Origin of the sequence: Candidatus Tisiphia endosymbiont of Oplodontha viridula (assembly GCF_964264865.1) — a bacterium.
Classification (GTDB): Bacteria; Pseudomonadota; Alphaproteobacteria; order Rickettsiales; family Rickettsiaceae; genus Tisiphia.
The window spans coordinates 241,232-267,679 of record NZ_OZ183486.1; the positions used below are offsets into that span (position 1 = coordinate 241,232).

Here is a 26,448-nt window from a genome sequence, read left to right on the forward strand (position 1 = left end):
TCTACTATTTATACTAATTTAAATTAGGGAATTGGTATTAGACATCCGTACTCTACTATATAAAAATTGCTTGCCTGGCATAGTTACCTCCCTTTAGTGTTATTTAATTGTAGTTTTGATCTATTTAATGGTGGTGGTGTATTAGATGGAGAATATCTACTTATAAATCTTCCTATCATACGATCTACTTTTTTAGTTGTCTCAGTTTCCATTTTTAAAGACTCATCTCTTTCTTTGCTTTTTAGTAGCGGTTTACTGGTGTTAATTGACTCTTGTGCTTCTAGCTTTAGTTTTACAAAAATATTCAATTTTTCTTTATCAGGATTAGATTCTGGTAATGCATCAGCCGATAGTTGTATTTTCTTCAGTTTTTCATAAAAAGATTTATCAGCTGCTTCTATCTTGGTCATTACTTTGTCTACATCTTTCTCTCCTTGTCGTCGTATTTTATTAAGTTCAGCTAATTGTTTCTCTACCGGAGTTAAGCCTAATTTCTTATAACCACCACATATTTTTACAAGGTTCTCTAACTCTTCTAATGCCGTACTACTTGCATCTGCTGTTTTTTCTTTGTGATATACTACTGCATGAATATCATAATGTCTTGCTACTAACTTACCTGCTAGATCAGGACATAGCTCAGCAACTTTGTATAATGCTTTTCTTTCTTTTTCTCGTGAGCTAGTTAATGGTTGTAATTCATTTAAGATTACTTGATATTTGCTAATTGCCTGCTCAGGAGACATATCGTGGATACACTGAGAATCTTCTGACATTTTTTCAAATAATTGTCGATTAGCAACATTATCACTCTTTGCTGCTAACTGTAGTTCCCGTGATATCGATTCTGCTTGTCGTTTTGCTAACTCATGATGCTCAGTTGTTTTCTCTAATGTTTCTTCGGCTAATTTTTGTTTATCATGATGATATTGCTTTTTTTCTTGTTGCACTGGTAAATCACTATTGACAGTATTAGCAATAACTATCCTATCCTGAGCAGTAGTGATATTTTGAGAGAGGTCAATTTCTTGCCCTTTATTCTTCTCCAAAGCTAACATCATTTCTCGATATTTACCTTGGGTTACTGGCAAACTATAGACATGTCCTAGATGTTCTATATAGCCTATTGCCTCATCTCCTTCACCATTAAATCTTACTGGCTTTGGGCTGCTGATCTCTGACAATTTACCTCGACTATCATAATGAGCAGTAAAATATACTGCTCGGTCTAAGGAAATATTTCGACCATTTTCATCTTTTACAGCTAATGACAAATGCATAGGACCGCTTTTATTTTCCAATTCTGTTGGTAAATCTATGGTTCGATAGCTATTGATTTGTTTAAAAGTGCCATCTGACAAAAAGACTAGAGTATTAATTTTATGAGTTATTTCCTTGATAGTAGCTAACTCATCACCTAAATCATTTCTTACTATTTGGCTTCTGATATTGTCTTGCCTATCACCATCTTGCCAACTTATTGTATGAAATCGATCAGCAAAATTATGGTGAACTTTCTTATATCCTGCTATCTCTGTTCTTTCTAGCTCAGCTTTAACTTTACTATTTAGAAATGCTTGATTAATTATTGCACTATTATTAACATTTCTGAGATATTTGACAAATTCCTGATCGTCATGGTAATGTACTGTTACATCAAGATTCGCAGCGATATAATCTTTTAAGATATTCCGCTGTTTTTTCAGGATTTCTTGCCTTATGGCTTCAGTGATAGGATCTAATTCTTCTTTTATACCAAAGAAGCTGCTACTACTGACTGAATTAGTTAAAGTAACTAAGTCTTGTGCTTCTTCTGTTGGTTCTATAACTTCAGTAATATTCTCTTCAAGAATATTACTGAGTTGTGGGTTATCTTTCATAATCCTGCTCTATTAATGACGTATGTGTTTATAACTCGTCATCAATGGACTTTGTCCATATATGACGTTAGTATTGGGCTAGCTATACTACGGTATTGCTGATACTTACGTTATAAAACTGCAAAAATAATAGAGTTTGACTAGTGGAAGGAATTTGTGTATGATCATAGTTAACACCTCAATTAATGTGTTGTAATTTAATAGCAGTGCTATTGGATTAATTTTGCTAGTAAGTACTTTTAGCGTCTGAAACTTTTCAGTACTTACCAGTTAACTGTAATATTCAATATAGTACTTGAACTTTATCTAAGGATAGAGCTTAAGTATTATATTGGGTTTTTTAGTTTGAGATTTATAGCTAACCCGATTAGCATTACTCCGTCATTGCGAGACCACGTAGTGGTCGTGGCAATCTAGAAAAATTAAATTAGATTGCTTCGTCGCTACTAAAGTAGCTTCTCGCAATGACGTCAAACTAATCGGATAGCTAATCCAAAATGTGTATTTTGGTTTTAAAAAAATAGTCAGTAGTTACTGACCTCTTTTTTTTGGTCTCATCCTATTTTTGGGAGTTTATTATAGTTATTTTGAGTTGTCAAGAAAATAAACTATCGTAATTGATTTATTGGAGATATTAAATTATTTAAAGTATGGCTCTTGTTCATCAAATACAAATATTTTTAACAAATAAATTAAAAGATAATAATTTAAAACGTAAAACTTTTGCACAAGAGAGTAATATTTTATATCAAACCGTATGTAATATCATCAATTCTATAGGGGCTAATCCTGAGTTGGAAACTATATTGAAAATTGCTAATTATTTTAAATGTTCTATGAACGAAGTAATTGGTAGAAATGAATATGTTTCTATAAATCAAAAAAATTGTAACTTTCAAATAATTAGTTCAGAAGACATAAATACTAATTTAAGACACTTTCTTAATAAAAAACTTAAAGAGAGAAATATTAATCCATATCAATTAGGTATAACTATGGGTTTTAGTCAATATGTTATCCCCAAATTTTTAAAAGAAAGTAATTCTCTTAGTAGTGCAGTCACCGTAGCCCTAGCCGATTATTTTCAAGTGTCACTAGATGAAATGGTTGGTAGAATTGTTTCTACTAAAGATACTGACAAATCTTCTGAACAAAGCTTTAGTAGTGATCCTGATCTGAATAATTCATAGCAATTACTTTCCTATAGTGAATACCAAACGGCTAAAAGACACTTGGTAATTCACATTTTACGATTTTTTTTACATTATATTACTTAGTGCTTTATAATTTCTGTGCTATACTAGTGTTATAATTGATGACTACTAATAGCAACATATATGGATAAAATAACTCCTCGAGTTGATTTGGCATTTAAGAAAATCTTTGGCGTAGAAGAGAATAAGGACTTGCTGATATCCTTGATTAATTCAATTGTATCTAAGGAAGATCAAGTGGCAGAACTAACGCTACTTAATCCATATAATCCAAAGAACTTTAAGAATGATAAACTCTCAATATTAGACGTGAAAGCCAAATCCGTTGATGGCAAAAGGTTCAATATTGAAATTCAAATTAGCGACGAAGCTGATTATGATAAGCGAGCTTTATATTATTGGGCTAAATTATATACTGAACAATTAAAGGTAGCTCAGGACTATTCTACCCTAAGCAAAGCCATTGGTATTCATATTCTAAACTTTACTTCTATTCCGAATGTAACTAAATATCACAATGTTTTCCATATAGTAGAAAAAGATAGTGGCTTGTTATATTTCAAAGACCTCGAATTACATACTATTGAGCTTAATAAGTTTACTGATAATTCTTATGAGGAATTACCTGATATACTGAAAAAAGTAAAAAACTCTCTAGACATGTGGACAGCTTTTCTAACAAGACATGACCTACTTAACAAAGATAATTTACCTAAAGAATTAGACAATGTTGCCTTAAAAAAAGCTCTAACAGTGCTAGATGTTATGAACTTTACTGACGAAGAAAGAGAGGCCTATGAAGACCATCTTAAATGGCTGCGTATCGAAGCTAACACTCTAAAAAAACAACTGGAAAAAGGTAGAGAGGAAGGTAGAGAGGAAGGTAGAGAGGAAGAAAGAATATCTATGGCAAAAGAAATGCTATTAAACAATGAGCCGATGGAAAAAATTATTAAATACACTAAGTTAAGTAAATCTCAAATAGAAAATCTAAAATCATGACTTACGATCCTCAAACTGTTACTGCTCTAAAATTATTGGCAGAAAATGCCACGTGTGAATATATTGCCAAAGTTACTGGTTTAAGTATTGAAGAAATCCAAAAACTAAAATCTTCTAGATAATTCCATCTATATCGCTTACCAATGATAAGATATATTATGTATAATAGACCCATATTAAGATTAAAGACAAATATAACTCCCGACTTCCGCATTTTTTAATAAGGCATAAGCTTAGAAGGGTCATAGTGCTGGGGTTTTTAAATTTTAGGCACAACATTATTTTGTTATTTTAAATATATTGCAGCATGGTCTGAACGTTTGATGTTAAAGGTTTTATAGATTTTTCTAGCTTCGTTTTTTATTGCACTTGGTAGTCTATAAAGATCACCAGTCTTTGTATGTCTTGAGATTGAAGCCTGTACTGATATTAATAATTCAACGATGTTAGTGACACTGATCTTTTGGGTCAGAGCAACCTTGTATTCTATAGTTTTAAGCACTGCAAAACTCATATAACACACAGCTATGTGTGCTTCTATCCTTTGTTTAGTCCAGTGAAAAATTGGACGCATTTGTAAATTATGTTTATTGATTCTAAATTGCTCTTCAATTACCCATAATCTAGCATATTTTGCTATTGCTTCATGTGGAGTTATAGTCTGGTCATTGGTGATTACCCCATGCATGCCATCCCACAACGCATCCTGCTCTATCTTCTCTGCGTCAATATAGCTCTTGCCATTTTCACTAGAAGTATATTTTTTTACTCCACTATTAGATATAAGTTTTTTAGTACTACCAGACTCACCAATAGTCTTATTAATTTTATCTAAAATTTTTTGTCGCTCCTGTGCATCATTAATAGCCCTTTTAGATTTATAACTGGTAATTAGACGTTTACCATCATGCTCTAGATCGGCAATCCAAGTAAGATCATTGCCTATAACAGTAGGCTTATAGTTTTCCTCTGATAATATTTCTTCTTTCTTTTCTTTCTTGAGTGTTTTAAGCTTTGCTGCCACAATATAACGATAACCACCTTCATCGAGAGCTTGCAAGTTAGCTTTACTAAACATTGCACGATCAGCAATAAAACAGACATCTTTAACTTTAAGATACGCTTGCCAGCTGTTAATTGATTTAATTAAGGTGCTAACTTCTGCGGTATTACCACTAAACAGCTCATAGCCAAGTGGTAATCCATCCTCATTAGTTGCTAGGGCAAGAACTAGTTGGGTAGTATTAAAGCGATGATCTTTACTATAGCCAAAGGCTCTTAGCTCATCTATTTCTACTGATTCAAAGTATAGTGTAGTAACATCAAAAAATACTAGGCTAATCTCTTTATTAGGAATCAGGGTTAGGGTGTTTTTAAAGCATAATTCTTTAATTTTAGGTATTTGCTCATGTAATTTGTCCATCATCCAATAAGTAGCATCTAGATCATGATGCTGGTCAAATTGATCGCTTAAATACTCAACTATCCCTTTTTTACTATTTGGTCTTACCATACGGGCTAACACTAAATCCTTCAGCATCCCAGCGTCACGTTTCCTTGCTAGTAACTGGTTAAAATGCATTTGATCATAAACATGCCCCCCTATTTGATACACTCCTTCAACAACTCGCTTGACTTCTACAACCTCATTTAGTTTTACTTCATTAACAGGTAGAATATCTTTTAACTGCTTGTTAGTTGGACGACCTCTTTTAACCTTGTTAGTATCATCAGTAAACAAATTCCCCTGCCCAGTTGCAGCTTCTCTCTCAGCTTTAATCTTGGCAATCAAATCTTGTGCTAGGGCAACTAATTTAGCTTCTTCTACTTCATCTACAAAGACTCCTAAATGACGTACTATACGCTGTTTGACGTTACCTTTACTATCACGATAACCTTCTACTATTTGGATAGATTGCCTTGGACTATTAGGACTTTTTTTACGACGTATGTACATATTAGGGCTATAAAATATGGGGCTATATTCAATTAATTAAATAATAAACAACATCGCAGTTAAAGTCAATAATAAAATATCTACTAGGCACAACAGAACGAGAGTACCACTTCACCTCCTTACTAATGCCACTTATAACAACTAATATCAAAAAATCTGCGGAAGTCAGGAAGAACATCAGTCCTACTGATATAGAAAAGAAAACTGGATTAAGCAGAAATACAATATATGGAATAGTAGCAGGTAATTCTAAAAATCCTACGGCTCATAATCTACAATTAATAGCAAAAGGGTTAGATGTATCATTAGAATCAATACTTATTGATGAAAAAGCAATACCACTTGAGTTACTAAGTCATGCTCAAATAAACGTCTTTTTTGAAGCAACTGAAGTGACAATTAAAACTATACTTGAAAAAAATATAAACTTTTCACTTACAAACCTTATAAATTTAATAAAAGAAGTATATCACTACTCTCTAAAAAAACAGCCTGAGCCTATTAATAAATCATTTGTTGATTGGTTAATAGATAAATACTACGAACCATAAATATTCTATTACAGATGCTTGCGTTATTATACAAAGCTAAGGTTAACTTGACCATTGTCTTATAAATTAGATACATCAAATTGAAATGCTAATGCACTTCACCTCTCTAAATTCATACCATACTGTTTACAATATTCAAACATAGCGATAGTGTTAGGGTGATCTACTCCAAATTCTTCAACTTGTGATTTACCAAAATCCTTATAAATACGAAAATCTTGTTTTTTACATGCAGCTTTAGCACCTTGAAGGTACAAGTAACTTGTATAAGCAACATTCTTTCTTCTATCCTTATATAGATAAAAATATATACCATAAGCTTGTCTATAAGATGTTATAGCTTCCTCCAACTTATTTAAAGCAAATAAAATATCACCTTGAACTACATAACTAGCTGCTAAATCAGGATCAATGAGATAGGTAGTATTTTTAGGATTTCTTTTCTCATCAGCAAGAAAAATTATTATAGCTTTTTTTGCGTGTTCTAAGGCTTTATTGATTTCTCCTAATCCAAGTTCAGATCTTGCCATTTGAGTAAAAATGCGACCAAATACTTCACAATGCTCTTTTGTTACTAGTTTATGAGTATCATATAACTGTTGTATTTGTACATAGGCTTCTTGATATCTACCAAGTGAGTTTAATATTTCAGCTTTTAATATGTAATTATTAGAAAAATACAACACATCATTGAGTCGAGTACCACTTCTAGAGATTTGCATTATCTCTTTATCACATTCCTCTAACGCTTGTTGCTCATTACCAATATAATGATATAACTTTGATTTCATTATACGCGTTACTTGCCCTAAACCTATAAAATTAGTATTCTTTTCTATTGCATTAATCTCACTTTGAGCTTCGTTAATTTGACCTAATGAAATACGAGTACTTGCTATATTGTAAAGAACGTTACACTTAATAGCTTGATAACCTTCTACTTTTTCTAACACTTGATTAGCTCTTAAGGAGTATTCTAAAGCTTTATACCAATTCGCCAGTCTAATTTTATAATACCCTCCGATCACTCCTAGATATCTAGCATAAAATAATTTTTCTTCATTATTCATTAACCATAATTTCAATATCTCTTTTTTATCTAATTCATCAAACCAATTAAATAATTTTTCTGCCTCATAAAACTGAAACATATTAATATAATTTATAAATAATTGTAAATTGAGTGGCAGTAACTTGTATATGCTAAGATTATAACTTTGCTGATAGTCTGTAATGATTTTCAAATTTTCATTTATTGTTTTACCACTACGAAAAGTATGTTCCGGAGGCTGTTTACCATTATTAGGTATAGCTTTAGTGATTTTATCAATAATATATTCTAAATAAACTTTATTATCCTGATAACCATTAATCTTTATTGTTTTCTGAGCTATAACATCATGCATCTCAAAAACAGGATTATCTTGATCTGAGTCAATATTAGAAATTAATACAAATTTTGATAACTGGAAAATATCGTCATCTATGGTATTTGGATGATCGGTAATAATAACAAGTAATTGCTTGGAAAAAGCTTGATTATTTATTAAAGCTATTTTTTTAAGTAATTGAACAGCTGAAGGTGTTAACTCTTGCATTGCTAATTCGATATTCAGCTTGATCTTGTCAGCCGATTGGTAAATCTTTTTCTTATATTCTTCTCTACCTAAACCCTTAACTTGATTTAACAATTGAGTTTCTTGAACTATTAGTATTGGATACCCATTAAAAGCTTCTACTAAAAACTTAATATCTTTCTTATCTGGATTATTTAATAAATTAGTTGTTAAAGTAATAGCATCACTATTAACAAATAAAGTCATCTCTATGGTATTTGGTAATATCTTACCATCTTGAGAGCAAAATATAATATTGCCATTATGTTCCCAATCGATTAAATCTTGAATTTTTTTATTTTCTCCAATTTTTAAATTATCAAAAACTAATAACCATTTATCTTGAGTTACTAAATAATCCATTACATCTCTCTTAGCTAGATCAGCATCTTCTGATATATTAGCTTGTAGATTCTTATTAAGCTGTTTAGCTAATTTAGTAAATTCTATATTAATATCTTGATTACAATCAAAAAACCAAATGATGTTGTAAGTGGTCTTATTGTCATAAGCGTATGTTCTAACAAGTTGTGTTTTACCTATGCCACTAGTACCAATAATACTAGCTTGTCGGTATTTATTTAGATTATCTTTAAGTTCTTCTAGCTGTCTAACATGATTAACAAAATAACTTACTGGTATTACAAGATTAGATATTCGTTCTACTGCTAGAGATGTACTATGCATGATTAATAATATTGTTAATGTTAAATATTTATTCATTTTTTTCTTTCTTAAAAGAGGTAATGTGAACTATATTATCATTTTTCTTGTCTACAATTCGTGTACTTTTTTGAAATTTCTCTGCTATTTCTATCACGTTTATCTTATCATAACTAACTTTACAATAAAAATCATTCGACCTTAGCATATTAAATATTTGATTTATATTTAATAAAAATGGATTTGCATGAGTTTTAAAGAAATTACTAGACATATTCAATAATTCTTCTTCATTCTTAATAGGGATACCATCATATTCTAGATTCAACTTGAATTTTGTATCTTTTTGGTTCAAAGACAAGTTAATTTGGCGTTTAACCACAGGAAATTGTTTTTTTAATAAAAATAGTATGTAATTAATTAAACTATATATTATCTGATATAAAGCTGCCTGAGATACAAACTTTATTACTTCTAATGAGCTTGATATTTTAATTGATATATTTTCATCTTCTTTCTTAAATCTATTTGTAAAAAACTCGATTAGTTTACTAGTACTTACTTCCTCTACCATATGGTTTTGATATAATACTATAGAACACGGCATACGATTACTAATATTCTGCACTCCGTAATTTTTAATCATTTCGTCATAATTACTATGTTGTTCATTCATAAATACTAACTTATTTGCTGCTTGAGAGAATAAGCAATTGATTTCTAAGTCTTTTTGTTTTGCAAACTCAATATCCCATATCTTTTTCATTAAAGATGTTTCACGATCTGACAGTTCTTTTTTATGTTCTGCCTTTAGTTGTTTTAAATAAACACTATTTTCATTTTTATAATAAGATTTATATTCTTTTTTACAATGACTGAGCATTGTTTTATATAAAAGATATAATAGTAAGAAATTAACTAATATAAATAAAGATAATAAATAAAATGGTTTCTTAATCTTATGCTCTGTTTTATTCCAAAATGCTTTGTCAATTAAAATACTTATATTAAGTTGCGTATGATCGTTAATGCGATAAGCCTTTGTAATTGTATATTTTGACTTATTGGTATTTGCACAAAGCATGTCATTGTTTAATTTAATCTTATAATAAATGAACTTAGGAATAAATTTATCTAGTAATGTACTAAATTTAAATTTGTTATAACTGATACATTTATTATAACAAATTTGGATGTAGTTATTTGTATCTATTGTAACAGTACTTTTTTCAAGATTTGTAGGAACTTTTAATGCTAAATAATTTAGATGGTTTAAAGTAAGTTCTAATATTCTATTATAATACTCTTGTAAAATATGAAACTTTTCTTGGCTAGCTTGTTTTTGATAATACTGATGTATGTATATACTAAATATAGTGTACATTATAAAGATTAACAAAAATATTCCGTATATAATTTTTGTTAATCTATTTAAGCAATGCAATGATTGTTCACGCATAATTTATAATTAATATTAATTAATGCATTTTGTTGTACCTACATAATAAGCAGAAAACCTTGCTTATAGCCAGCTAAAATATGCAACTTGACACCATAGTAATGTAGTTTTTAGTTGCACAATAACCATTAGCTGTGGCAATTTCTAGAGCTACTTTTGCATTAAATCTTCTTCCACGATGTGCTAAAATTACCGGCATAGAATTGATCAATTGGCATGTTTTTTGACTTTCATGTACTGGAATTTGTTCATGCAAAATCTCAGTAATTACAATAAATGCATCAGCCAATTTATTCAACCTCTGAACAAAGACTGTATAGCTTGGTATACTCAATTAACCTGAAGAGTTGCAGAAATGGTTAACGGTAATAGTTTGGAAATTATCGTTTATGAAGGTACGTAACCTATCTTTATAATCACCAATGTTGCTAAAAAATTTGTTTATTGCTTCCGAAAATTGTTCAAAATTATGATAAATTAGTAAACTGTAGTTTAACTTAAATAATTCTTGCTTGTCAAAATCCAGCTTAGCCGGTACTATTTTCAGCTTCTTGTAAACAAAACCCAATTTGTATAGTAATTTTGTTACTCCCGTTATCGTATATGTTACCCCATATTTGTTCTCAATGTGATGCATGATATCTTTAGCATAAACATAATTATTTGCTTCTAGGTGACTCGCTAATTCTTCCCTCTCACCATCACTTAATTTGCTTGTGCTACCTCCATTGTTGCTATCAAGCTTATTGGCTTTTTGATAATCAACAATATATTTTCTTATCGATTCGTGGCTCAAGAGTAGTACCTTAGCAATCTCTACATTACTATACCCATCGTCATACATCAAAACTGCCTTAATACGATCACGTATGCGTCCGTCTCGTTCTGTCTTATGACGTTCCTTCAACTTTTCTCTTTGTTCTTCTGTCAATACATTCTTACTCATAATCTCCTAAACTCTACAATATCTCTCCTATCTTTGCAACCCTTCATTTACGAGCAGTATACATATCCTCGCCGATAAACTGATATATTCTCAAAGTCTTTTATGATACGAGTTTCAGAGTATTTTTTGGTTATTAATTAAACCTTCTAAAAGTTCTCATTTTTGTTTCCATTCAATCCATGTACTATTTTTCATCTCAATCTGCATAATATTTGTTATATCCAGATAATTCAACTGTCCCTTCTTCTTCACTAATGCTTACATGTTCTATCTCTCTAGTGATATGTTGAAGTGAATAGGATGTTTCTGTTTTCTTAGTCTCCTGAGGAATATTAGGAATATAAGATATCTCGCATTCAGTAGTTTCCAAAGGACCTGCGTTTATTGCTGCTGTTACTTCTTGATGTCCTCCCCAATTATCAAAATCAATTAAAAACTTACCTTGCTTTGTGTATACATGCTTGGTATATAATCGATCATCACCGGTAATTTTGAGTTCGTAGGTTGTAGAGAGAAATTTTATCCCATTACTACCCTGCTCCCTGCCAGTGAAACCTTTTAATAAAGCATCAGTAAATTTAGTTAATAACTCCTCTTTTTCTAATTTCTTAACTAATTTGCGATTAATTACTGCATAAAAATTTTCTTTACCTGTTACAGGATAAACATCTTCTTGATCAGAACTGTAAACAACTCCTGTGTGTGTATTCCACACGCATGGTGGTTCTTTTACTGTTGCCTCTATTGGCTTTTGTAATAACCCCTTCTTTTTTTGTTGAAAATAAGCATGTATTGCTTTGGGATATAAGGTATTAACAAGTTCATTTAATTCATCAGGATTTTCGGTTGATTCAATGGCAACAATTTCCTCTGTAAAACTAGTTTTTTCTGTGGCAACAGATGGAGTTTGTTCTGTTGTCAAACTACCTATTTTTTGTAGTTTTTCTAGCAATAACCGTAATTTTGTAGCTTCTTTGGTTGCCTCATCTAACCTTGGAGACTGTATGCCAGTTTGTTTTATGTCCCAAACAAGAGGTGAATTAAATACTCAGACGCTTTAGTAAAATCATTCTTTTCTATAGCTATATACAAGGCAAAATCTTTAGCATAAGAGAACAATCTAGAAGCTATATCGCCTGACTTAGCATGGGTTTCTAGAAAATCCCAACAATCTTTAGATTGTTGTTGACAGTCATTTGCTTCATAAAAAATAAACTCTAAATATTTTAGAGGAAGCATAGTATGATTTGATAAGATATCACTATATTGCTCGTACATAGTTGTAAGATGCTCTAACCCTTCTCTCCAAGAGTTGGAGTATTTGCAAAGCTCTAATATTTTAAATAAGTATGTTGGTATGATATATCGTTCTGTATGGGTACTAAGTTCTTGGTAACAATTAATGGCTTTAATAGGTTGTTCTTGGGAAAATTTTTCAGCCCAAGTTTCTACACATAGAACATATTTTAAGTTTTCAGGCTTTCCAAGTTTTGGAAATGTAAAACCATGTTTTTCGCATAATTTTGCAATAGTAGAATCTGTTTGATCTACAAATTCCAACATGATAGTGTATAATTTTCTAAGTTCTGCATCTTCTGTACTTTGTGCATGTTCCTTTAATTCATCAATAATATGACCATCATGTTGGAAATAGGACTTCCGTTTTATTGAGTATAGTGTTTTAAGATCAGGATCGGTTATTTTGTTTATTTGCTCTAAGGATTTCTCAACATTATGGCAAATAATGTAATAGTTTAATAATTCTTTCACTGTATCCTGATCACCTGCTATTAATTCTTCTGCCTTAATAAAATATTGAATAGATATTTCTTTATCAAAATATTTCCACACTTTCCCAAGATTATAAAAAATATTATACAATAATTCCTGCAAAGAGTTATCTTGAGCTTTTGTACAACGATTTATATTATCATAAGCTAGTTCAGCACATCTTCTAGCATTGTAATAATCTGCATTGTCTAAATACTCTACACATATTGTATTATATAACATAGCTAGCACAACAAATGCTTCCCAATATTTTGCTTTCTCTATTATATAGTCCTTTAGTTCAGCACTATTATTATTCTCTTTATAACATTCATATACTGCTGCTAATGTACGTAATGTTTTTTCGATAGGTACACTCACCGGCAGTTCTTTGGCAGGTGATACATTTGCTGAAGGTTTGGTTAATGGGTTTAGAAACTCTTCTAAACTATCAATAGTAGTTAGAATATATTCCTCTCTGTTTTTGTCCAATAACATGGCTTTATAAAAACTTACTATTCCTTTGTATAAATTTAAATATTCAAGTGATTCAATTGACGGTAACTTAGGGGGAGGAAATTCATTCTTTTGTTTTATTACATCTTCGCGAAGCTTTTTATAATTATATCCACGCTTATCTTTGATTGTAGTATCAGCTCTTAGGTCTTCTAATTTCTTTGCCATCGCACGATGTTTATACAATGCTGTCAAGTGAAGTGCAGTATAACCGTTACTATCTTGAATATTTAGGTTAGCTTGATGATTATGGAGCAAATTGACAAAAGGTTTTTTGTCATAAATTACCGCGTAATGTAAGGCAGTTTGCTTCGTTATATCTTGATGGTTAGAATCAAAGTTACGATTGAGCAAGAAATTACCAATTTCTACACTCCCATAACAAGCCGCTAGAGTAAGTAAAGTGCCTCCAGTATCCGGAAATGTTTGTTTACTTAAATCAATCTCTAAACCATCAATTACTAATTCTACTAAGTTGAGATTTTTATCATTGTAGACTACGTAAGTTAATGCATCAAATAATGCTTTTTTGTCTATATGAGACTTTATTGGTGTAAGTTCACATAATAATTTAATAGCCTCAACATCCTCAGCCCAAATAGCATACATAAAAATCTCCTGTAACGCTTTTGGATTTTCTTTGAATCTAGTAACCTCTTCTTCTTTTATTGTAATTTTTGCCATAATTCAATTTCTCCGTGTTATAGATTCATTTTGTAATATATTTTTATAAAAAGCTGGGTACATTTTTTAGCAAAATTTAGCTTTGCCCCTGCTTTTGAATGGTCTCAATTAGTCCGCCTTGGCTCACATGGTGAACTTGGTTTATAATTTTTAACATGTTGACAATCTAAAGTAAGTTATGTTAACTTACTTTAGATACATTTTATTCATTTAAGTGTTTATATTTATGAGTGCGAGAGCAATTTTATCTTCAAAAGGTCAATTAGTAATCCCTAAGACATTAAGAACAAAGTTAGGGTTACATTCTGGCTCAGAACTACTAATTAATATAAAAAACAATGATAGCTTAGAAATTTTTTCTGTAAAGAAAAGTATTACCAGCTTTTTTGGTATGGGTAAAAGTAAATCTCAAGAGAAACCGATGTCTATTGAAGACATAGATGATGCAATTAGTAAAGCGATAGCTGAAAATGATAGGAGTTGACACCAATGTACTAGTTAGAGCTTACTTACAGGATGATCCGGAGCAGGCAAAAGAAGCTCAAGAGTTTCTTTTAAAAATTACTCAGGAAAACTCATTGTTTATTTCTTCTTACGCTATTTTAGAATTTGCATGGGTTTTGAAAGTAAAAGGATTCTCTAGGGATGAGATATATCAAGCAATAATAACACTAACTGATTCAACAGGTATCGTTATAGGTCAAAGGGAAGTAGTACTAGAAGCTCTAGAAAAATATGTAACTGGCAAAGCTGATTTTGGAGATTATATGATTTTAGTAGAAGGTAAAAAAAACAAAAGTCACAAAATAAAAACCTTTGATAAAAAGCTTCAAAAAGAATTAAGTTATTAGAATCATATTAACTGACTTTCACTTTCAAAATTCAAAGCAAGGTAGCAGAAAAAATGAATACTACCCAGTCTGTAATTGCTCGTTTAGAAAGTGGCAAGCATTTTCCAAGTCTACAAACAATTTATAGATATGCTATTGCAGTAGATAAGCCAATTGATTTGCATGTGCAACCATAATAGTAATTAAAATCAGTTCCTTTACTTCTGATACTGGGATTCTAAGCGTGAACCTTAGATTTTTAATTTTTAACATAACTTTAGTGGCTATTAATATCTTTAGGAATTTTATTAAGAGACTCAATGGAAATTCTGCCAATCATTTCATCTATTGACAGCTGAAAATAATTGGCTAGTGCTACCATAACAGGACTACCAAGAGTTTTTTGCTCTCTTTTATCGTCTAGAAAATTAAAAATAGTATTTTGGCTACATCCTATACGAATAGCTAATTGAAAGGCACTGAGTCCAGTTTCTTGAATTTTATCTTTAATTAGTTTTTTGAGATTAGTATTAATTTCATCTTCTGTTAGTTTCTTATAGTTGTTAGTAAAAACAGTATAATACTTTTTATCTCTGCCAATCACTTCATCTAAGTGACAATTAAAGTAATTAGCCAATTTTAATAGAGTTTTCAGGCTGGGATTACGGAAATTACCACCAATAATTTTGTTTGTTGTAGTTGGATTTATCCCACTTTGAGATATAAAATCTTTTCTTTTAAGTTTTTTTTCCTGAAATTTTATCCTTAAAAAATTTTGTAAGTTAATACTAAGTGACATTCTATAAAAAAAATAAGATGAATTAAAAAATAAATACTGCTAAGCAGTATTTATTATTGACGCTCCTAAAACCTTATATTAAACTCAATTAAGCAAAAAGCGAAGAATAAGCGTAACAAGTATAAAAGTTTATCTCTGCTTAGAGTGCTAATGTCCTGTACTAAATCTTCATATTTCAAAGTTTGACCACCGAAAAATATCTGAAGACTTAGTACAAACTGATTAACACAAAATGTGTTAATCAGTCTCAACCATAGTTAACAAGGTTAAACAATATGATAAATAAACTTACCCGTTAAATCAACTTCATTCTTTATAGAAACTTCTTATACTTTCACTTTGTGTTTTATTTTAACAAAGATTATAGAGGTAATTAATATGTTGTACCAAATAATTACGATATCACTTATCCTTATTGAAGGATTATCTATATTAGTTTCTTTGAAATTCCTGAAACATATCTACCTTAGTCTTAGTACTAATAATACCTCTATTGTCTTTAATGATGAAAAAAAAGAGGTTTTATCCTTATTTGAAAAGCTACAAGAATTGATAAACCTTAGTATTAAAAGAGAAGAACATATGTTACATACAACTTTTCATTTAGAGCAAATAGAAATGTACGTAAAAATGGTTTTGAGTAAGCTTGAAACACTAGAAAGAGAGCGTTCTTAAAAACATTAATTAAAAAATATGTAATACTAGGTTCTTATATCTTTAAATTATGATATAAGAACCTAGTGTATTTTTATTAATTATAGCTATTGGTTTTAGAAAATTTTTATCCTGTTTTATTTTTTGATTCACCCCTTGCTTAGTATAGTTCCATCTTTTAGCTAAGTCTATTATTCCCAATAACTTCATAAGTTTTTGTATTCGATTTGTACACATCATTATTTAAACGCACCCATTGACGAAAGTCAATGTATAAGCACGCAGTTAGCAAAAACTAAATGAACTGACTATATCTATTATTTCACCACCTTATATAAATCTTTACCATCTTTTTTATTATAAAGGGGTTTAAGAAGGGGGCATACCGCCCCCTCATACTACCCCCTATTCTACACCTAGGTAGGGGTGGGTTACTCGGCTATTTGCTAAATTATATGAGCAGTCTTCGCTTATCATCACTAGCCATTTGAGATTTGAAGAATGGGGTGATATATTTGGTAATGCTAAAGCAACAAAAGTAATTATCGATAGACTGACACATCATTATCACATCATAGAAACCGGTAATAAAAGTTTTAGAGGTGGAAAAGATGTAAATTAGCAAAAACTATAATTGAAAATCACTAATTGAGTGTAACTAAATATTATCTAAATTTTAATTTAGATTCGATTAGAATTTAAATTAAAAAGTGCTTAAATTAACTAATTTTTAATGCGGTTAGGGGGGGCAATAGTTCATTACAATAGGGGGGCAAAACCTGATTACAATTTACAAGAAATCCAAGAAGCTTTAAGAGTTGGCAAAACCAAAGCTTCTATCTGTAGAAACTTTGGCATTAAACGTTCTACTTTGTATGATACTTTAAATCGCCTAACCACAAATAATTAAGATACGAATGCTAACGTGTACCGGCATGAAAATTAATGTAAATGTTACTGATAGTAAATGTTATAATGCTTGAAGTTAAACTGATAATGTTATAAAATGATTGTAAGTTTTAAATGTAAACATACTGAGAAATTACATAATAGAGAACTAGTTAAACGTTTTGAGGCTTTTGGCGAGCAGGCACGCAAAAAATTATATATGTTGCATACAACCATTAATTTAGAAGATTTACGTGTTCCGCCTTCAAATCGTCTAGAAGCTCTTAAAGGTGTACGTAAAACCCAATATAGTATTCGTATCAATAAGCAATGGCGTGTGTGTTTTGTTTGGTATGACGGAAATGCTTACGATGTAGAAATTGTTGATTATCACTAATTTATTAAGAGGTATTAGCTATGACAAAGAAATTATCCCTTATTTCACCTGGTCAAATTCTTCTTGAAGAATTTATAGAGCCTATGGGAATAAGTCAAAGCCAACTAGCTCGTGATATTGGTGTACCTGTTAGCCGTATAAATAATATAATTAAACACCATCGTTCTATCACAGCTGATACTGCTCTAAGGCTTGGGAAATACTTTAATGTGAATCCTCGCTGGTGGATGAACATGCAGAATCAATACGATTTGGAATTTGCCGAAGATAACGATTGGAAGACCACAGAACAAAAAATACGTACTTTATCTGTAGCAAGTTAAACATTCATTCTAAAAATCTAATCATAGAGCAAGTTGTGATTAGGTCAAATTGCTTTTATATGTCTGACAATACTAAGATTTACCAATTTAAAGTACATCTTAAAGATATAAGTCCAATGATTTGATGTAGATTTCTAATTCAAATTTAGCTTTGCCTCTGCTTTTGAATGGTCTTGAATAGACTTATTAGTGTTAAGATACATGCAAGTACAACATATATAATTAGGATTTAAAAACTAAATAAAATTAAATTTTTCTTATGAAACAATATCATTACTTAGTGATTATTATATTATTTATATTTAGTGGTTGTACACAAAAAAAAAAGATGACCTCACTATGTGACTCAGGTTGCCAAAAAATATATATAATAGCACCAACACAATTAAGGTTTAATAAAAAGCACCAAATTCAGGTGGTAGTAATTATTGATGTATTTCGTGCTTTTACTACAGCGGCTTATGTCCTAGACCGTAATCCAACAATATATATGCTGGCAAAAGAAAGTACTATCATTTCTCGTTTGGCAACAAATTTCAATAACCCTTTATTAATTGGGAAATCAGAAAAAGGAGTAGATCTCATTTATGATATTCCAAATTCTCCAACAAGAGTTAGAGCTGTTACTATAGCTGGTAGAAGTGTATTACATAGGACAGAAGCAGGGGCTTGGGGAGTTCTTCTTGCTAAGGAAGCAGATATAATACTTGCCGCAGGTTTTGTTAATGCAGGTGCAACTGCCGAATATATTAAAACACTATCAAATGCAAAAGTTATAATAATTCCTATGGGACATGAGGGTACAACTCCTTCCCTAGAAGATAATGTTTGTGCTGAATATATTAAAGATCTCATTAATGGAAAAAAGACAAATTTGACTAAATTTTTGTCTATACTTCGAGAAAGTTCAGGCAAATACTTTTTTTCTCAAGACCAGTGGCAATATCCTAAAGAAGATTTTTTTCGGTGTCTTAAAATAGACCACTTCAATTTTATAATCAAGGCAACTATTATGGATAATTATGCAATCCTAACTCGTGGTAATTAACGTTCTTAAAGGTAAGGTTTCCGGTACTATTCCTAATAGTTCAATAATTAGATTTCTAATCCCATATCCTTGCCACTTAAGCTTATTAAGGGTAGATTTAGTCATATTTTTCCATTCTTCCCGACTTACTGATTGTTTAATATCATACATGTAAGCAAAATAGGGAGTATTTATAGCAAAATGCATAGGGTGAATAGTAATAACTTTTGTTGCTTGATTCAAAACAATATTCCGCAACCTTTCATCCAGTTGCATTGGGTGATTACGCCACAAATATCCACCATCTTCCAAAGAAATAGGGACTTCAAGAAAACCAAACCGATCTTTAAAAGGAGTAATTATTTCTAGATCCGTACATACATTTGATGATATTAACATACCTGCCTCAAACATAGCTTGCTTAGATAAATTACATGTGGCAAACCGATGACAACGGAAAGCTGCCAAATTATGAGGCAAATCCATAACGTGCTTTACTACCTCTGAAATTGTAGTACCATGTGATGAATTTGTACCAAAATACGGATGGAGTCCTATTTCAATTTTATTTATAACGGCTTCTACTATAGATGAATTATGGGTACTAAAAATAGTAGGAGTAATCTTTTTATCTTCTAAAAAAGCTAAGATTCCTTCTATAGCAGGTTCACATGCCCAATCAAGGTCAACAGTTACTATAACACTCATAAGCACATCTCATGAAATTTACGAAAACGTTCTTCGTTAATATCATGCTTTGCAAATAATTCTGACATTGAACCATAAGAACGCAAGTCTTCGGTACGTTTACTAGTTGACCATGTATCATCATCTCTCATATATTGTGCATTACCATAAGACAAGATATTAAATAATGAAGCATCCATTTCTTTATTATCCTTAAAATGCAAACTTATTCTTCTTCCTGATAAGGCTTCCATACTACTATCCTTAAACTGTTCATACATTTTAGTTGAGATTGCATGGGCATTATCTTTTTCAGGGTTGTCGTATGACATATACTGATAAAATTTCCAGCATGATAAGTTACCACCTGCACTTTTTAGAGAATTAAGAATATCTTTAACTTGACTCGGTAATGTTAAATAATTTTTAGTACTAATAACACTGTGAAACTTTAATTCAATACCAGCCTTTGAAATTAAGCTACATTTATTCATAATATTTTTATAATACTCCTTATATCCACCAAAATTTCTACCAATTTCTGTCAAAAAACTATCTTCAGTACTATCAATCGTAACAGCAACAATATCGACTACTCCCTGCATTTCATTAACAACATTTTCATCTAAGTAAGTACCATTGGTATAAAGCTCTATAGTTAAGTTTTTAGCTGGATCTTCTGAACGAAATTTTCGAATATGACGAAGTAACTCAATGAACTCCTTTGGTGGATGTTTACCAAAAATAATTACTTCTCCACCTGATAATGTAAGACGGCGAAAGTTAAGTTTGTGATACAAATGGCTCACTAATTCTTTCTTGGCTTCTAGATTAAGTTCTGCCTTGAGCTGATGCGGTGCATCTTCAAGTACACAATAACTGCATCTTAAATTACAACGATTTGTTATCATCCAATAGCCTTTGTAATATGAATCACTCATACATTCCTCCGTTTTTATTAAGCTACTAATTTTTTTGATACCTTAATAGAGTTCTTGTGTAATTAAGCGATCGTTTAATTACACAAGAACTCTATTAATAGTTTTAACAAACTTTCCACCAAAGTAAGTTAAAAATTCTTTATCGTATTCACTATCTCCAAATGCTTCAACTGTTCCAGACCAACTAATATGATTTAAAAGTCTATGAATTGCACGTAATTTTGAGGACTGCCAATTAGCTACAAAAGCTATTTCTTGATAAATTTCAACATGCAAATCAAAAATATCTAGTAATAAACTTATTGGCATAGACATTTGCACAACTTGTTTTGACACAGTTATCTTCCTTGCTTTTGGAACTAAGGATTGTAACTTTTTAATATCTTTCAAATCAATTGGGGTAATAAATAGTATATTACCTTCACCGTCAGCAATTACAGCACCGCTATAGGCTATAATCCAATCTACTTTTAGATTGTTCTGTCTAATCTCTTTAAGCAAATCATTAAGTGAACGTGCACTACATATAATTTTTGTTGAAAATTGCTGGAATTTTGACATGCATTTTTTTGTTCTTTCATAATCATTTTTATGAAAAAGTGTACCGTCAAAATCACTTATAGCTACAGCTTTTTTATTATGAATTTTTGCTACAAGTAACCTCTCAAGTATTTTATCACTATAAAGTTTACCAATTTCAAGCGACATTTCTGATAGTTTAGGTAGATTATTAAGCACTTCTTCAATAGCATCTAGTGCTTCATTATTATTACTTACGAACTTAGCATAAGGTAAATCTGATAAGAATTCAGCGGCAGCATTATTTTGTATTCTTGCTATATTCGGTATACCAGAAGCAAGAGTTTCAAAGATTGAGCGACCAAAGGTTTCACAAGCTGAGGTAGAGATATGAATGTGTGAATCTTCAATAGCCGATGCAAGTTTAGCTGGAGGTATATAGCCGGTTAATTCTATAATGTTATCAAGTCCCAATTTTTTAATTTTATTCTTAACCGCATTATAATATTCCTGATTTTGAACTGGGCCAATGATACGGAGTGTTGCCTCAGAGAATCTGTTTTTCACTTTAGCAAATAAATCTATTAATCCAAGAGTATTTTTTTGAGGCTTGATGCTACCTAAACTACAAAATACCGGTAGTTTATTAAAAAAACGAATTTTAGGTATAAGTAAACTTGTATCTACACCTCTTGGAACTACTTGAATCTTTCGTTTCGAAACTGCATAAAATTCTATTAATTGCTTTTTTTCCAAGTAACTTGGTGTTAAGACATTTTGAGTATTAGCTAGAGTCAAAAACTCCATTTCTGTATATTTGGATGGTACGTTTTCGCCAGATGCTTGGTAAGAAGGCGTCAAAAACATAGGGAATGTCCATGTTTTTATCTCTTCCCGTAATTTAATATCAATAAACCCAAATTGCATTGATATATGGATAAAAATTATATGAGTAAATTGCTGTTCAACAGATTTTACTTTTTTTGCAATAAACTCAGCATTAGCAAGCCTTTTTTCAAACCGATTATCCAAATTCACAGGATAATCAAAACTCCAAGTTGCTGACGAATTGGTTTGTCCACCAAATTGCATTATGCTTAAGCAATTTTTAAAACCTCGTTTTAGGGTATCTACCAACCTAGCTCCACCATCACGTTGAGTTTTATCAGGACTAAATTTTTCTGTAACTAATAATATTTTCATGTTTAGATACACCTTTACTTTTAGGATTTGGTAACAAAAGATTTACTTTATTCTGTATGTAAATACTTACAAAAATCATTGATTAAACAAAATATGTTGGTAAAAGAAATTTTTATATCTAAACCCTTATCGGGTTAGATATATCCTTAAATAATTCTTCATAACCTTTAAAAATTTTTAACCAACAAAATTTATCGTCCAAAGGCTTTCTAACTTGAGGATATTTTAAAATCTGTTCAACCTGATTAACTATTTGTTGAAAATCATTGAAGTTAACCAGTAATCCACGATCGGCTGTAATAACCTCTGGCAAAGCACCACTGTTACCAGCTATTATAAAAGTTCCTGCTGTTAAAGCCTCTAAAATAGAACGTCCCATTCCTTCTGAATGAATATATGAACCACCGGGAACTTCTGTTACTTTATCACAACTTAATTGCATGTAAATATCTGCATTGATAATCTCTTCACATATTTTTTCATTTTCGAGTACTCCAAGAAATTCTACAACTGAACTCAGATCATTCTTATCTACTAGTCCTTTTATTTGTTCAAGTAAAGGACCTTCCCCGGCTAACCTCAACTTAAAGCTATAGCCTCTTAACACTAACTCATGAACCAAAGATATCATTAATGAATGATTTTTATATGGAACAAAACGAGCGGCACAGAAGATAGTAAAAGGTTTATTATCTAAAATCCTTGCTGCCTTTAATGCAGATATATTTACTCCACCTACAAAACGTTTAAAAGGACATTTTATACCAATTTTACTTAAACGATTTTCCGTGTAAGTAGAATTGGTTATTAATAAATCTACAGTATCATTTAAAATATCAACCCAATATGATCGCCGCATAATATATTCTGACATTTTTCCACTAATCAAAGAAGCTTTCAAAATTTCATTACCACCTGTACGGTATATAAATTTAGTTTTTGGAAATATATTACGAAGTTGTTTAAGATCTTCTATCCATCGCCCACTATTAAAAAATATAATAACTGGATTAAATACATTATCTAATTTATTTAAATTTATTGGTTTAGTTTCTTTGTTTAATATAATACAATCTTGCCCTTCAGCATTTTTTGTAATTATACTCAAAATAGGAAACCTAGAATGAGTAGTGAAATATTCTGTAAAATATTTGGCATGCATTTCCATGCCACCGATTAATGGAGGAAGACGATCAGCAAAAAATAGAATACCTAACTTTTGCATATAGTTTCTTTTTTAAATTCTTGTTCCAAGATATTAACTATCTTCTCTGCTGCGTAACCATCCCCATAAGGAAAATGCACTCTTGACATTGCAGCCAGCAAATTCGGATTTTTTAATAAATTATTGCAATTCTTTATAATATTAACTGATTTTGTTCCTACTAATATACCTGTATTAGCTTCAATTACTTCTAATCTTTCAGTTGTATCTCTAATAATGAGTACAGGCTTTCCAATAAATGTTACTTCTTCTTGTATCCCTCCAGAATCAGTTATTACAAAAAGACATTCTTTTAGCAATTTAATAAATAGAACATGATCTATTGGTGAAACTAAATCAATATTATCTATATCTGATAATAACTTCTTCACAGCCTTACTTATAGAAGGATTAGGATGTAAACAAAATATTATTTTTATATCTAAAAACCGTTTAGAAATATTATGTAAAGCATTACAAACTTCCTTTAGCACTTCACCATGATTTTCTCTTCTATGAATTGTAACTAAGATAAATTTTGATTTATAATCTGTTTCCAATCTATATAATTTGTTATTAACAAGTCTTACTGCATCTATGGATGTATTACCTACTACCCAAATTTTATCAACTTGTACCCCTTCTTTGATAAGATTGATTTTTGCTTGATTGGTTGGCGTAAAAAAATAAGTACTAAGTTTATCTATAAAACATCTATGTACTTCCTCAGGCCATGGTGAATATATATTACCTGTCCTCAAACCTGCTTCAATATGTGCTAATGGTATACGCAAATAGAAACTAGCAAGGGCTGCTACAAAAGCTGTTGTAGTATCTCCTTGAACAATAATTAAATTTGGTCTTGATTTTTCTAATATATTACTAAATTGTGATAACATATGCACTGTGCTTTGGCAAAGAGAACCATTACTTTCTATAGGTTCAAATTGATAACTGACTTTAATGTTCATATCTAAAAGCAAAGAATCAAGTAAAGATGTATGTTGTCCAGTTATACATATCTCATTCTTAAAATACTTATTATCCTTAAAAGCTGTAATAACAGGGGCAAGTTTTATCGCCTCAGGTCGTGTCCCTATTACTGTCATTACTGTTTTCATTTTATAAATACTCCGGTAAAATCAAGAAAAATTTTTTCATGAAACAAATGGTTAGATATATCCAAAAATTCATTGTGAGCAACTAACACAACCACCATATCTGCTTTTATTAGTAAATAATTTATTGATTTTATATTTTTAACATATGGATCAAAAGCAATAACATCAAATTCTTGTTTAAGAGTCTCAGTTATTATGATAGCCGGTGATTGTCTAGTGTCAGGTACATTAGGTTTATAAGTTAGACCTAAACAAGCTATGGTTCTAACATTATTTTCTTTTGCTACTTTATTTATTTTCTGAATTACCCAATTAGTTTTATTGATATTAACTTCCCTTGCTTTTAGTGTTAATTGGGCAAATCTAGGTGCTGCATTTGCTAAAAAGTACGGGTCTATAGCTATACAATGACCACCCACACCTGGACTTGGTTGTAAAATATTTACACGAGGATGCTTGTTCGCTAACCAAATCAATTCATTTATGTTTATATTAATATGATCAGCAATCATAGATAACTCATTAGCATAAGCAATGTTAATATCACGATAGGTATTTTCTGCAAGCTTAACTGCTTCTGCTGTTTTTGAATCAGTAACTTCTATCCCACCATGAATAAATGATCTATAAAAATCAGATGCTCGTATCCCAGATTGTCTGTCTATTCCCCCTACAACCCTATCATTATGTATTAATTCATTAAGAATATTACTAGGTAATATTCTTTCTGGACAATAAGCTACAAATATATTAGCACAAACAGCTCGAAGTTGTTTAGCCATTATCTCGGTTGTTCCTATCGGACATGTTGATTCAATAATAACCAAATTATCAGTTCTAAGATAAGGTGTAATAGATTCAATTGCTGCATTTACATAAGAGATATCTGGTTTGTTTTCTAAATTTAAAGGAGTTTGTACAGTAATTATATAAATATCGGAATGTTCAATCTTTGTAGATATTTTGATATTCCCATCATGCATTCCTTTTATAAATAAATCTTTTACTTTTGCTTCAAAAGTAATATGATTAGTTGTATTTATTCTCAATATTACCTTTTCATCAATATCTACCCCGAGAACTGAATAACCTGAATTTGCTAAAACACAAGCAATAGGAAAACCTATATATCCTAACCCTATAATACAAACTTTTTTATCCATTTTACTCATAATTTTGGCTTAAACTGTCATTTGCAAAATTATTTTACACTATTTATGCAACATTAAATTGCACTTATTAAACTCTCTAGGTTCTATGAACAAAATGTATGATAATATTCGTTTTCCAAAGACAAAAGGACTACCAAGAATGAGTACTGGTATAAGATACTTTTCTTTTTGAAAACTTTATATTACACCGTCAAGTTAAATGATAAGTAGTTTATATTAAAATTAATTAATAATTTTACTAGTGATAATAAGAAAAATAATATAGAAAATTGTAAGAATAAGTTTTTAGTTGTAACAATATCACACTACTTGTATAAGTAGGCGTTCTGACATAGAACCCCAGATTTTTTTGATTACGAGCAGAATTGAAATTACTAATTGACAGTCATGAGAATAAGATATAGTCTTCATAATCCTAGGTTAAT

The 26,448-nt window shown here is 30.6% G+C and carries 27 protein-coding genes and 1 pseudogene; 12 read left to right on the forward strand and 16 right to left on the reverse strand.

Translation table 11 applies throughout. The annotated features are described in order from the left end of the window. Positions 1–83: 83 nt before the first annotated feature. Positions 84–1,880 carry a Sca4 family protein gene (locus tag ACFEL1_RS01230; protein ID WP_375331210.1) on the reverse strand — a complete coding sequence of 599 codons (1,797 nt, stop codon included), beginning with the start codon at positions 1,878–1,880 and terminating at the stop codon, positions 84–86. Positions 1,881–2,530: 650 nt separating this feature from the next. Here ACFEL1_RS01230 and ACFEL1_RS01235 point away from each other — a divergent pair. From ACFEL1_RS01235 to ACFEL1_RS01245, 3 genes are all read left to right on the forward strand, one after another. Beyond that, the gene (locus tag ACFEL1_RS01235) at positions 2,531–3,070 is read left to right on the forward strand and encodes a helix-turn-helix domain-containing protein (protein WP_375331211.1); all 540 of its coding nucleotides are present in this window, start codon (positions 2,531–2,533) and stop codon (positions 3,068–3,070) included. A 147-nt stretch (positions 3,071–3,217) separates the two neighbouring features. Then, positions 3,218–4,096: an Rpn family recombination-promoting nuclease/putative transposase gene (locus ACFEL1_RS01240; protein ID WP_375331212.1), complete on the forward strand. Its 879-nt coding sequence runs from the start codon at positions 3,218–3,220 to the stop codon at positions 4,094–4,096. Next, a complete protein-coding gene (locus ACFEL1_RS01245) occupies positions 4,093–4,218 on the forward strand; it encodes a hypothetical protein (RefSeq protein ID WP_342278585.1) in 126 nt (41 codons plus the stop codon). The genes ACFEL1_RS01240 and ACFEL1_RS01245 overlap by 4 nt, the downstream gene beginning before the upstream one ends. A gap of 164 nt (positions 4,219–4,382) precedes the next feature. Here the strand turns inward: ACFEL1_RS01245 and ACFEL1_RS01250 are convergent, their stop codons facing one another. Continuing rightward, positions 4,383–6,053, reverse strand: coding sequence for an IS1634 family transposase (locus ACFEL1_RS01250; RefSeq protein WP_375331213.1), 1,671 nt, complete (start codon positions 6,051–6,053; stop codon positions 4,383–4,385). Positions 6,054–6,178: 125 nt separating this feature from the next. Between ACFEL1_RS01250 and ACFEL1_RS01255 the strand changes: the two genes are divergently transcribed. Further along, complete coding sequence (locus tag ACFEL1_RS01255; RefSeq protein ID WP_342278583.1) at positions 6,179–6,604, forward strand: helix-turn-helix domain-containing protein; 426 nt, start codon at positions 6,179–6,181, stop codon at positions 6,602–6,604. A 98-nt stretch (positions 6,605–6,702) separates the two neighbouring features. Here ACFEL1_RS01255 and ACFEL1_RS01260 read toward each other — a convergent pair whose 3' ends face one another. The 6 genes from ACFEL1_RS01260 to ACFEL1_RS01285 form a co-directional block, all read right to left on the reverse strand. After that, a complete protein-coding gene (locus ACFEL1_RS01260; RefSeq protein WP_375331214.1) occupies positions 6,703–8,943 on the reverse strand; it encodes a tetratricopeptide repeat protein in 2,241 nt (746 codons plus the stop codon). Next, entirely contained in the window at positions 8,936–10,282 is a 1,347-nt protein-coding gene (locus tag ACFEL1_RS01265; RefSeq protein ID WP_375331215.1) for a hypothetical protein, read from the reverse strand. Before ACFEL1_RS01265 ends, ACFEL1_RS01260 begins: the two co-directional genes overlap by 8 nt. A 133-nt stretch (positions 10,283–10,415) precedes the next feature. Next, positions 10,416–10,640: a hypothetical protein gene (locus ACFEL1_RS01270; RefSeq protein WP_341762356.1), complete on the reverse strand. Its 225-nt coding sequence runs from the start codon at positions 10,638–10,640 to the stop codon at positions 10,416–10,418. A 36-nt stretch (positions 10,641–10,676) separates the two neighbouring features. Next, positions 10,677–11,288, reverse strand: a complete 612-nt coding sequence (locus tag ACFEL1_RS01275; protein ID WP_375331216.1) for a helix-turn-helix domain-containing protein — start codon at positions 11,286–11,288, stop codon at positions 10,677–10,679. A gap of 196 nt (positions 11,289–11,484) precedes the next feature. Then, a complete protein-coding gene (locus ACFEL1_RS01280; RefSeq protein WP_375331217.1) occupies positions 11,485–12,210 on the reverse strand; it encodes a hypothetical protein in 726 nt (241 codons plus the stop codon). A gap of 95 nt (positions 12,211–12,305) precedes the next feature. Continuing rightward, the gene (locus tag ACFEL1_RS01285) at positions 12,306–14,258 is read right to left on the reverse strand and encodes an ankyrin repeat domain-containing protein (RefSeq protein WP_375331218.1); all 1,953 of its coding nucleotides are present in this window, start codon (positions 14,256–14,258) and stop codon (positions 12,306–12,308) included. Positions 14,259–14,484: 226 nt separating this feature from the next. On the opposite strand from ACFEL1_RS01285, the gene ACFEL1_RS01290 reads away from it, so the two are divergent. Genes ACFEL1_RS01290 through ACFEL1_RS01300 form a run of 3 tightly spaced genes read left to right on the forward strand, consistent with a single transcriptional unit; the run spans position 14,485 to position 15,285 of the window. After that, positions 14,485–14,742 (forward strand): AbrB/MazE/SpoVT family DNA-binding domain-containing protein, encoded by a 258-nt coding sequence (locus ACFEL1_RS01290; RefSeq protein ID WP_375331219.1) that lies wholly within the window; start codon positions 14,485–14,487, stop codon positions 14,740–14,742. Next, positions 14,729–15,109 carry a PIN domain-containing protein gene (locus ACFEL1_RS01295; RefSeq protein ID WP_341762359.1) on the forward strand — a complete coding sequence of 127 codons (381 nt, stop codon included), beginning with the start codon at positions 14,729–14,731 and terminating at the stop codon, positions 15,107–15,109. The genes ACFEL1_RS01290 and ACFEL1_RS01295 overlap by 14 nt, the downstream gene beginning before the upstream one ends. A gap of 29 nt (positions 15,110–15,138) precedes the next feature. Further along, positions 15,139–15,285 (forward strand): helix-turn-helix domain-containing protein, encoded by a 147-nt coding sequence (locus tag ACFEL1_RS01300; protein ID WP_410521694.1) that lies wholly within the window; start codon positions 15,139–15,141, stop codon positions 15,283–15,285. A gap of 80 nt (positions 15,286–15,365) precedes the next feature. Here the strand turns inward: ACFEL1_RS01300 and ACFEL1_RS01305 are convergent, their stop codons facing one another. Beyond that, entirely contained in the window at positions 15,366–15,887 is a 522-nt protein-coding gene (locus ACFEL1_RS01305) for a helix-turn-helix domain-containing protein (protein ID WP_341762361.1), read from the reverse strand. 378 nt (positions 15,888–16,265) lie between these two features. On the opposite strand from ACFEL1_RS01305, the gene ACFEL1_RS01310 reads away from it, so the two are divergent. After that, the gene (locus ACFEL1_RS01310; protein ID WP_341762362.1) at positions 16,266–16,562 is read left to right on the forward strand and encodes a hypothetical protein; all 297 of its coding nucleotides are present in this window, start codon (positions 16,266–16,268) and stop codon (positions 16,560–16,562) included. Positions 16,563–16,604: 42 nt separating this feature from the next. On the opposite strand, the gene ACFEL1_RS01315 is transcribed toward ACFEL1_RS01310, so the two are convergent. Beyond that, positions 16,605–16,781 carry a hypothetical protein gene (locus ACFEL1_RS01315; protein WP_375331220.1) on the reverse strand — a complete coding sequence of 59 codons (177 nt, stop codon included), beginning with the start codon at positions 16,779–16,781 and terminating at the stop codon, positions 16,605–16,607. Between the two features lie 199 nt (positions 16,782–16,980). Between ACFEL1_RS01315 and ACFEL1_RS01320 the strand changes: the two are divergent. From ACFEL1_RS01320 to ACFEL1_RS01335, 4 genes and pseudogenes are all read left to right on the forward strand, one after another. Further along, positions 16,981–17,142 (forward strand): annotated as a pseudogene (locus ACFEL1_RS01320) (ATP-binding protein); the annotation flags it as partial. Between the two features lie 405 nt (positions 17,143–17,547). After that, positions 17,548–17,826 carry a type II toxin-antitoxin system RelE/ParE family toxin gene (locus ACFEL1_RS01325; RefSeq protein WP_341760887.1) on the forward strand — a complete coding sequence of 93 codons (279 nt, stop codon included), beginning with the start codon at positions 17,548–17,550 and terminating at the stop codon, positions 17,824–17,826. 20 nt (positions 17,827–17,846) lie between these two features. Further along, complete coding sequence (locus ACFEL1_RS01330; RefSeq protein WP_341762363.1) at positions 17,847–18,149, forward strand: HigA family addiction module antitoxin; 303 nt, start codon at positions 17,847–17,849, stop codon at positions 18,147–18,149. A 259-nt stretch (positions 18,150–18,408) separates the two neighbouring features. Next, positions 18,409–19,197 carry a 2-phosphosulfolactate phosphatase gene (locus ACFEL1_RS01335; protein ID WP_341762364.1) on the forward strand — a complete coding sequence of 263 codons (789 nt, stop codon included), beginning with the start codon at positions 18,409–18,411 and terminating at the stop codon, positions 19,195–19,197. Here the strand turns inward: ACFEL1_RS01335 and ACFEL1_RS01340 are convergent. The 6 genes from ACFEL1_RS01340 to ACFEL1_RS01365 all read right to left on the reverse strand — a co-directional run bounded on the left by ACFEL1_RS01340 (position 19,180) and on the right by ACFEL1_RS01365 (position 26,023). Beyond that, positions 19,180–19,884, reverse strand: coding sequence for a hypothetical protein (locus ACFEL1_RS01340; RefSeq protein ID WP_341757692.1), 705 nt, complete (start codon positions 19,882–19,884; stop codon positions 19,180–19,182). The two genes, ACFEL1_RS01335 and ACFEL1_RS01340, sit on opposite strands and share 18 nt — an antisense overlap. Further along, complete coding sequence (locus ACFEL1_RS01345; protein WP_341760883.1) at positions 19,881–20,804, reverse strand: radical SAM protein; 924 nt, start codon at positions 20,802–20,804, stop codon at positions 19,881–19,883. The genes ACFEL1_RS01340 and ACFEL1_RS01345 overlap by 4 nt, the downstream gene beginning before the upstream one ends. Before the next feature lie 78 nt (positions 20,805–20,882). Next, a complete protein-coding gene (locus ACFEL1_RS01350) occupies positions 20,883–22,526 on the reverse strand; it encodes a glycosyltransferase (protein ID WP_341760882.1) in 1,644 nt (547 codons plus the stop codon). Between the two features lie 118 nt (positions 22,527–22,644). Beyond that, positions 22,645–23,751, reverse strand: coding sequence for a glycosyltransferase family 4 protein (locus ACFEL1_RS01355; RefSeq protein WP_341751241.1), 1,107 nt, complete (start codon positions 23,749–23,751; stop codon positions 22,645–22,647). Next, positions 23,739–24,839 carry a non-hydrolyzing UDP-N-acetylglucosamine 2-epimerase gene (gene wecB, locus ACFEL1_RS01360; RefSeq protein ID WP_341762365.1) on the reverse strand — a complete coding sequence of 367 codons (1,101 nt, stop codon included), beginning with the start codon at positions 24,837–24,839 and terminating at the stop codon, positions 23,739–23,741. Before wecB ends, ACFEL1_RS01355 begins: the two co-directional genes overlap by 13 nt. A gap of 8 nt (positions 24,840–24,847) precedes the next feature. Next, positions 24,848–26,023 carry a nucleotide sugar dehydrogenase gene (locus ACFEL1_RS01365; protein ID WP_341760880.1) on the reverse strand — a complete coding sequence of 392 codons (1,176 nt, stop codon included), beginning with the start codon at positions 26,021–26,023 and terminating at the stop codon, positions 24,848–24,850. Positions 26,024–26,448: the final 425 nt, after the last annotated feature.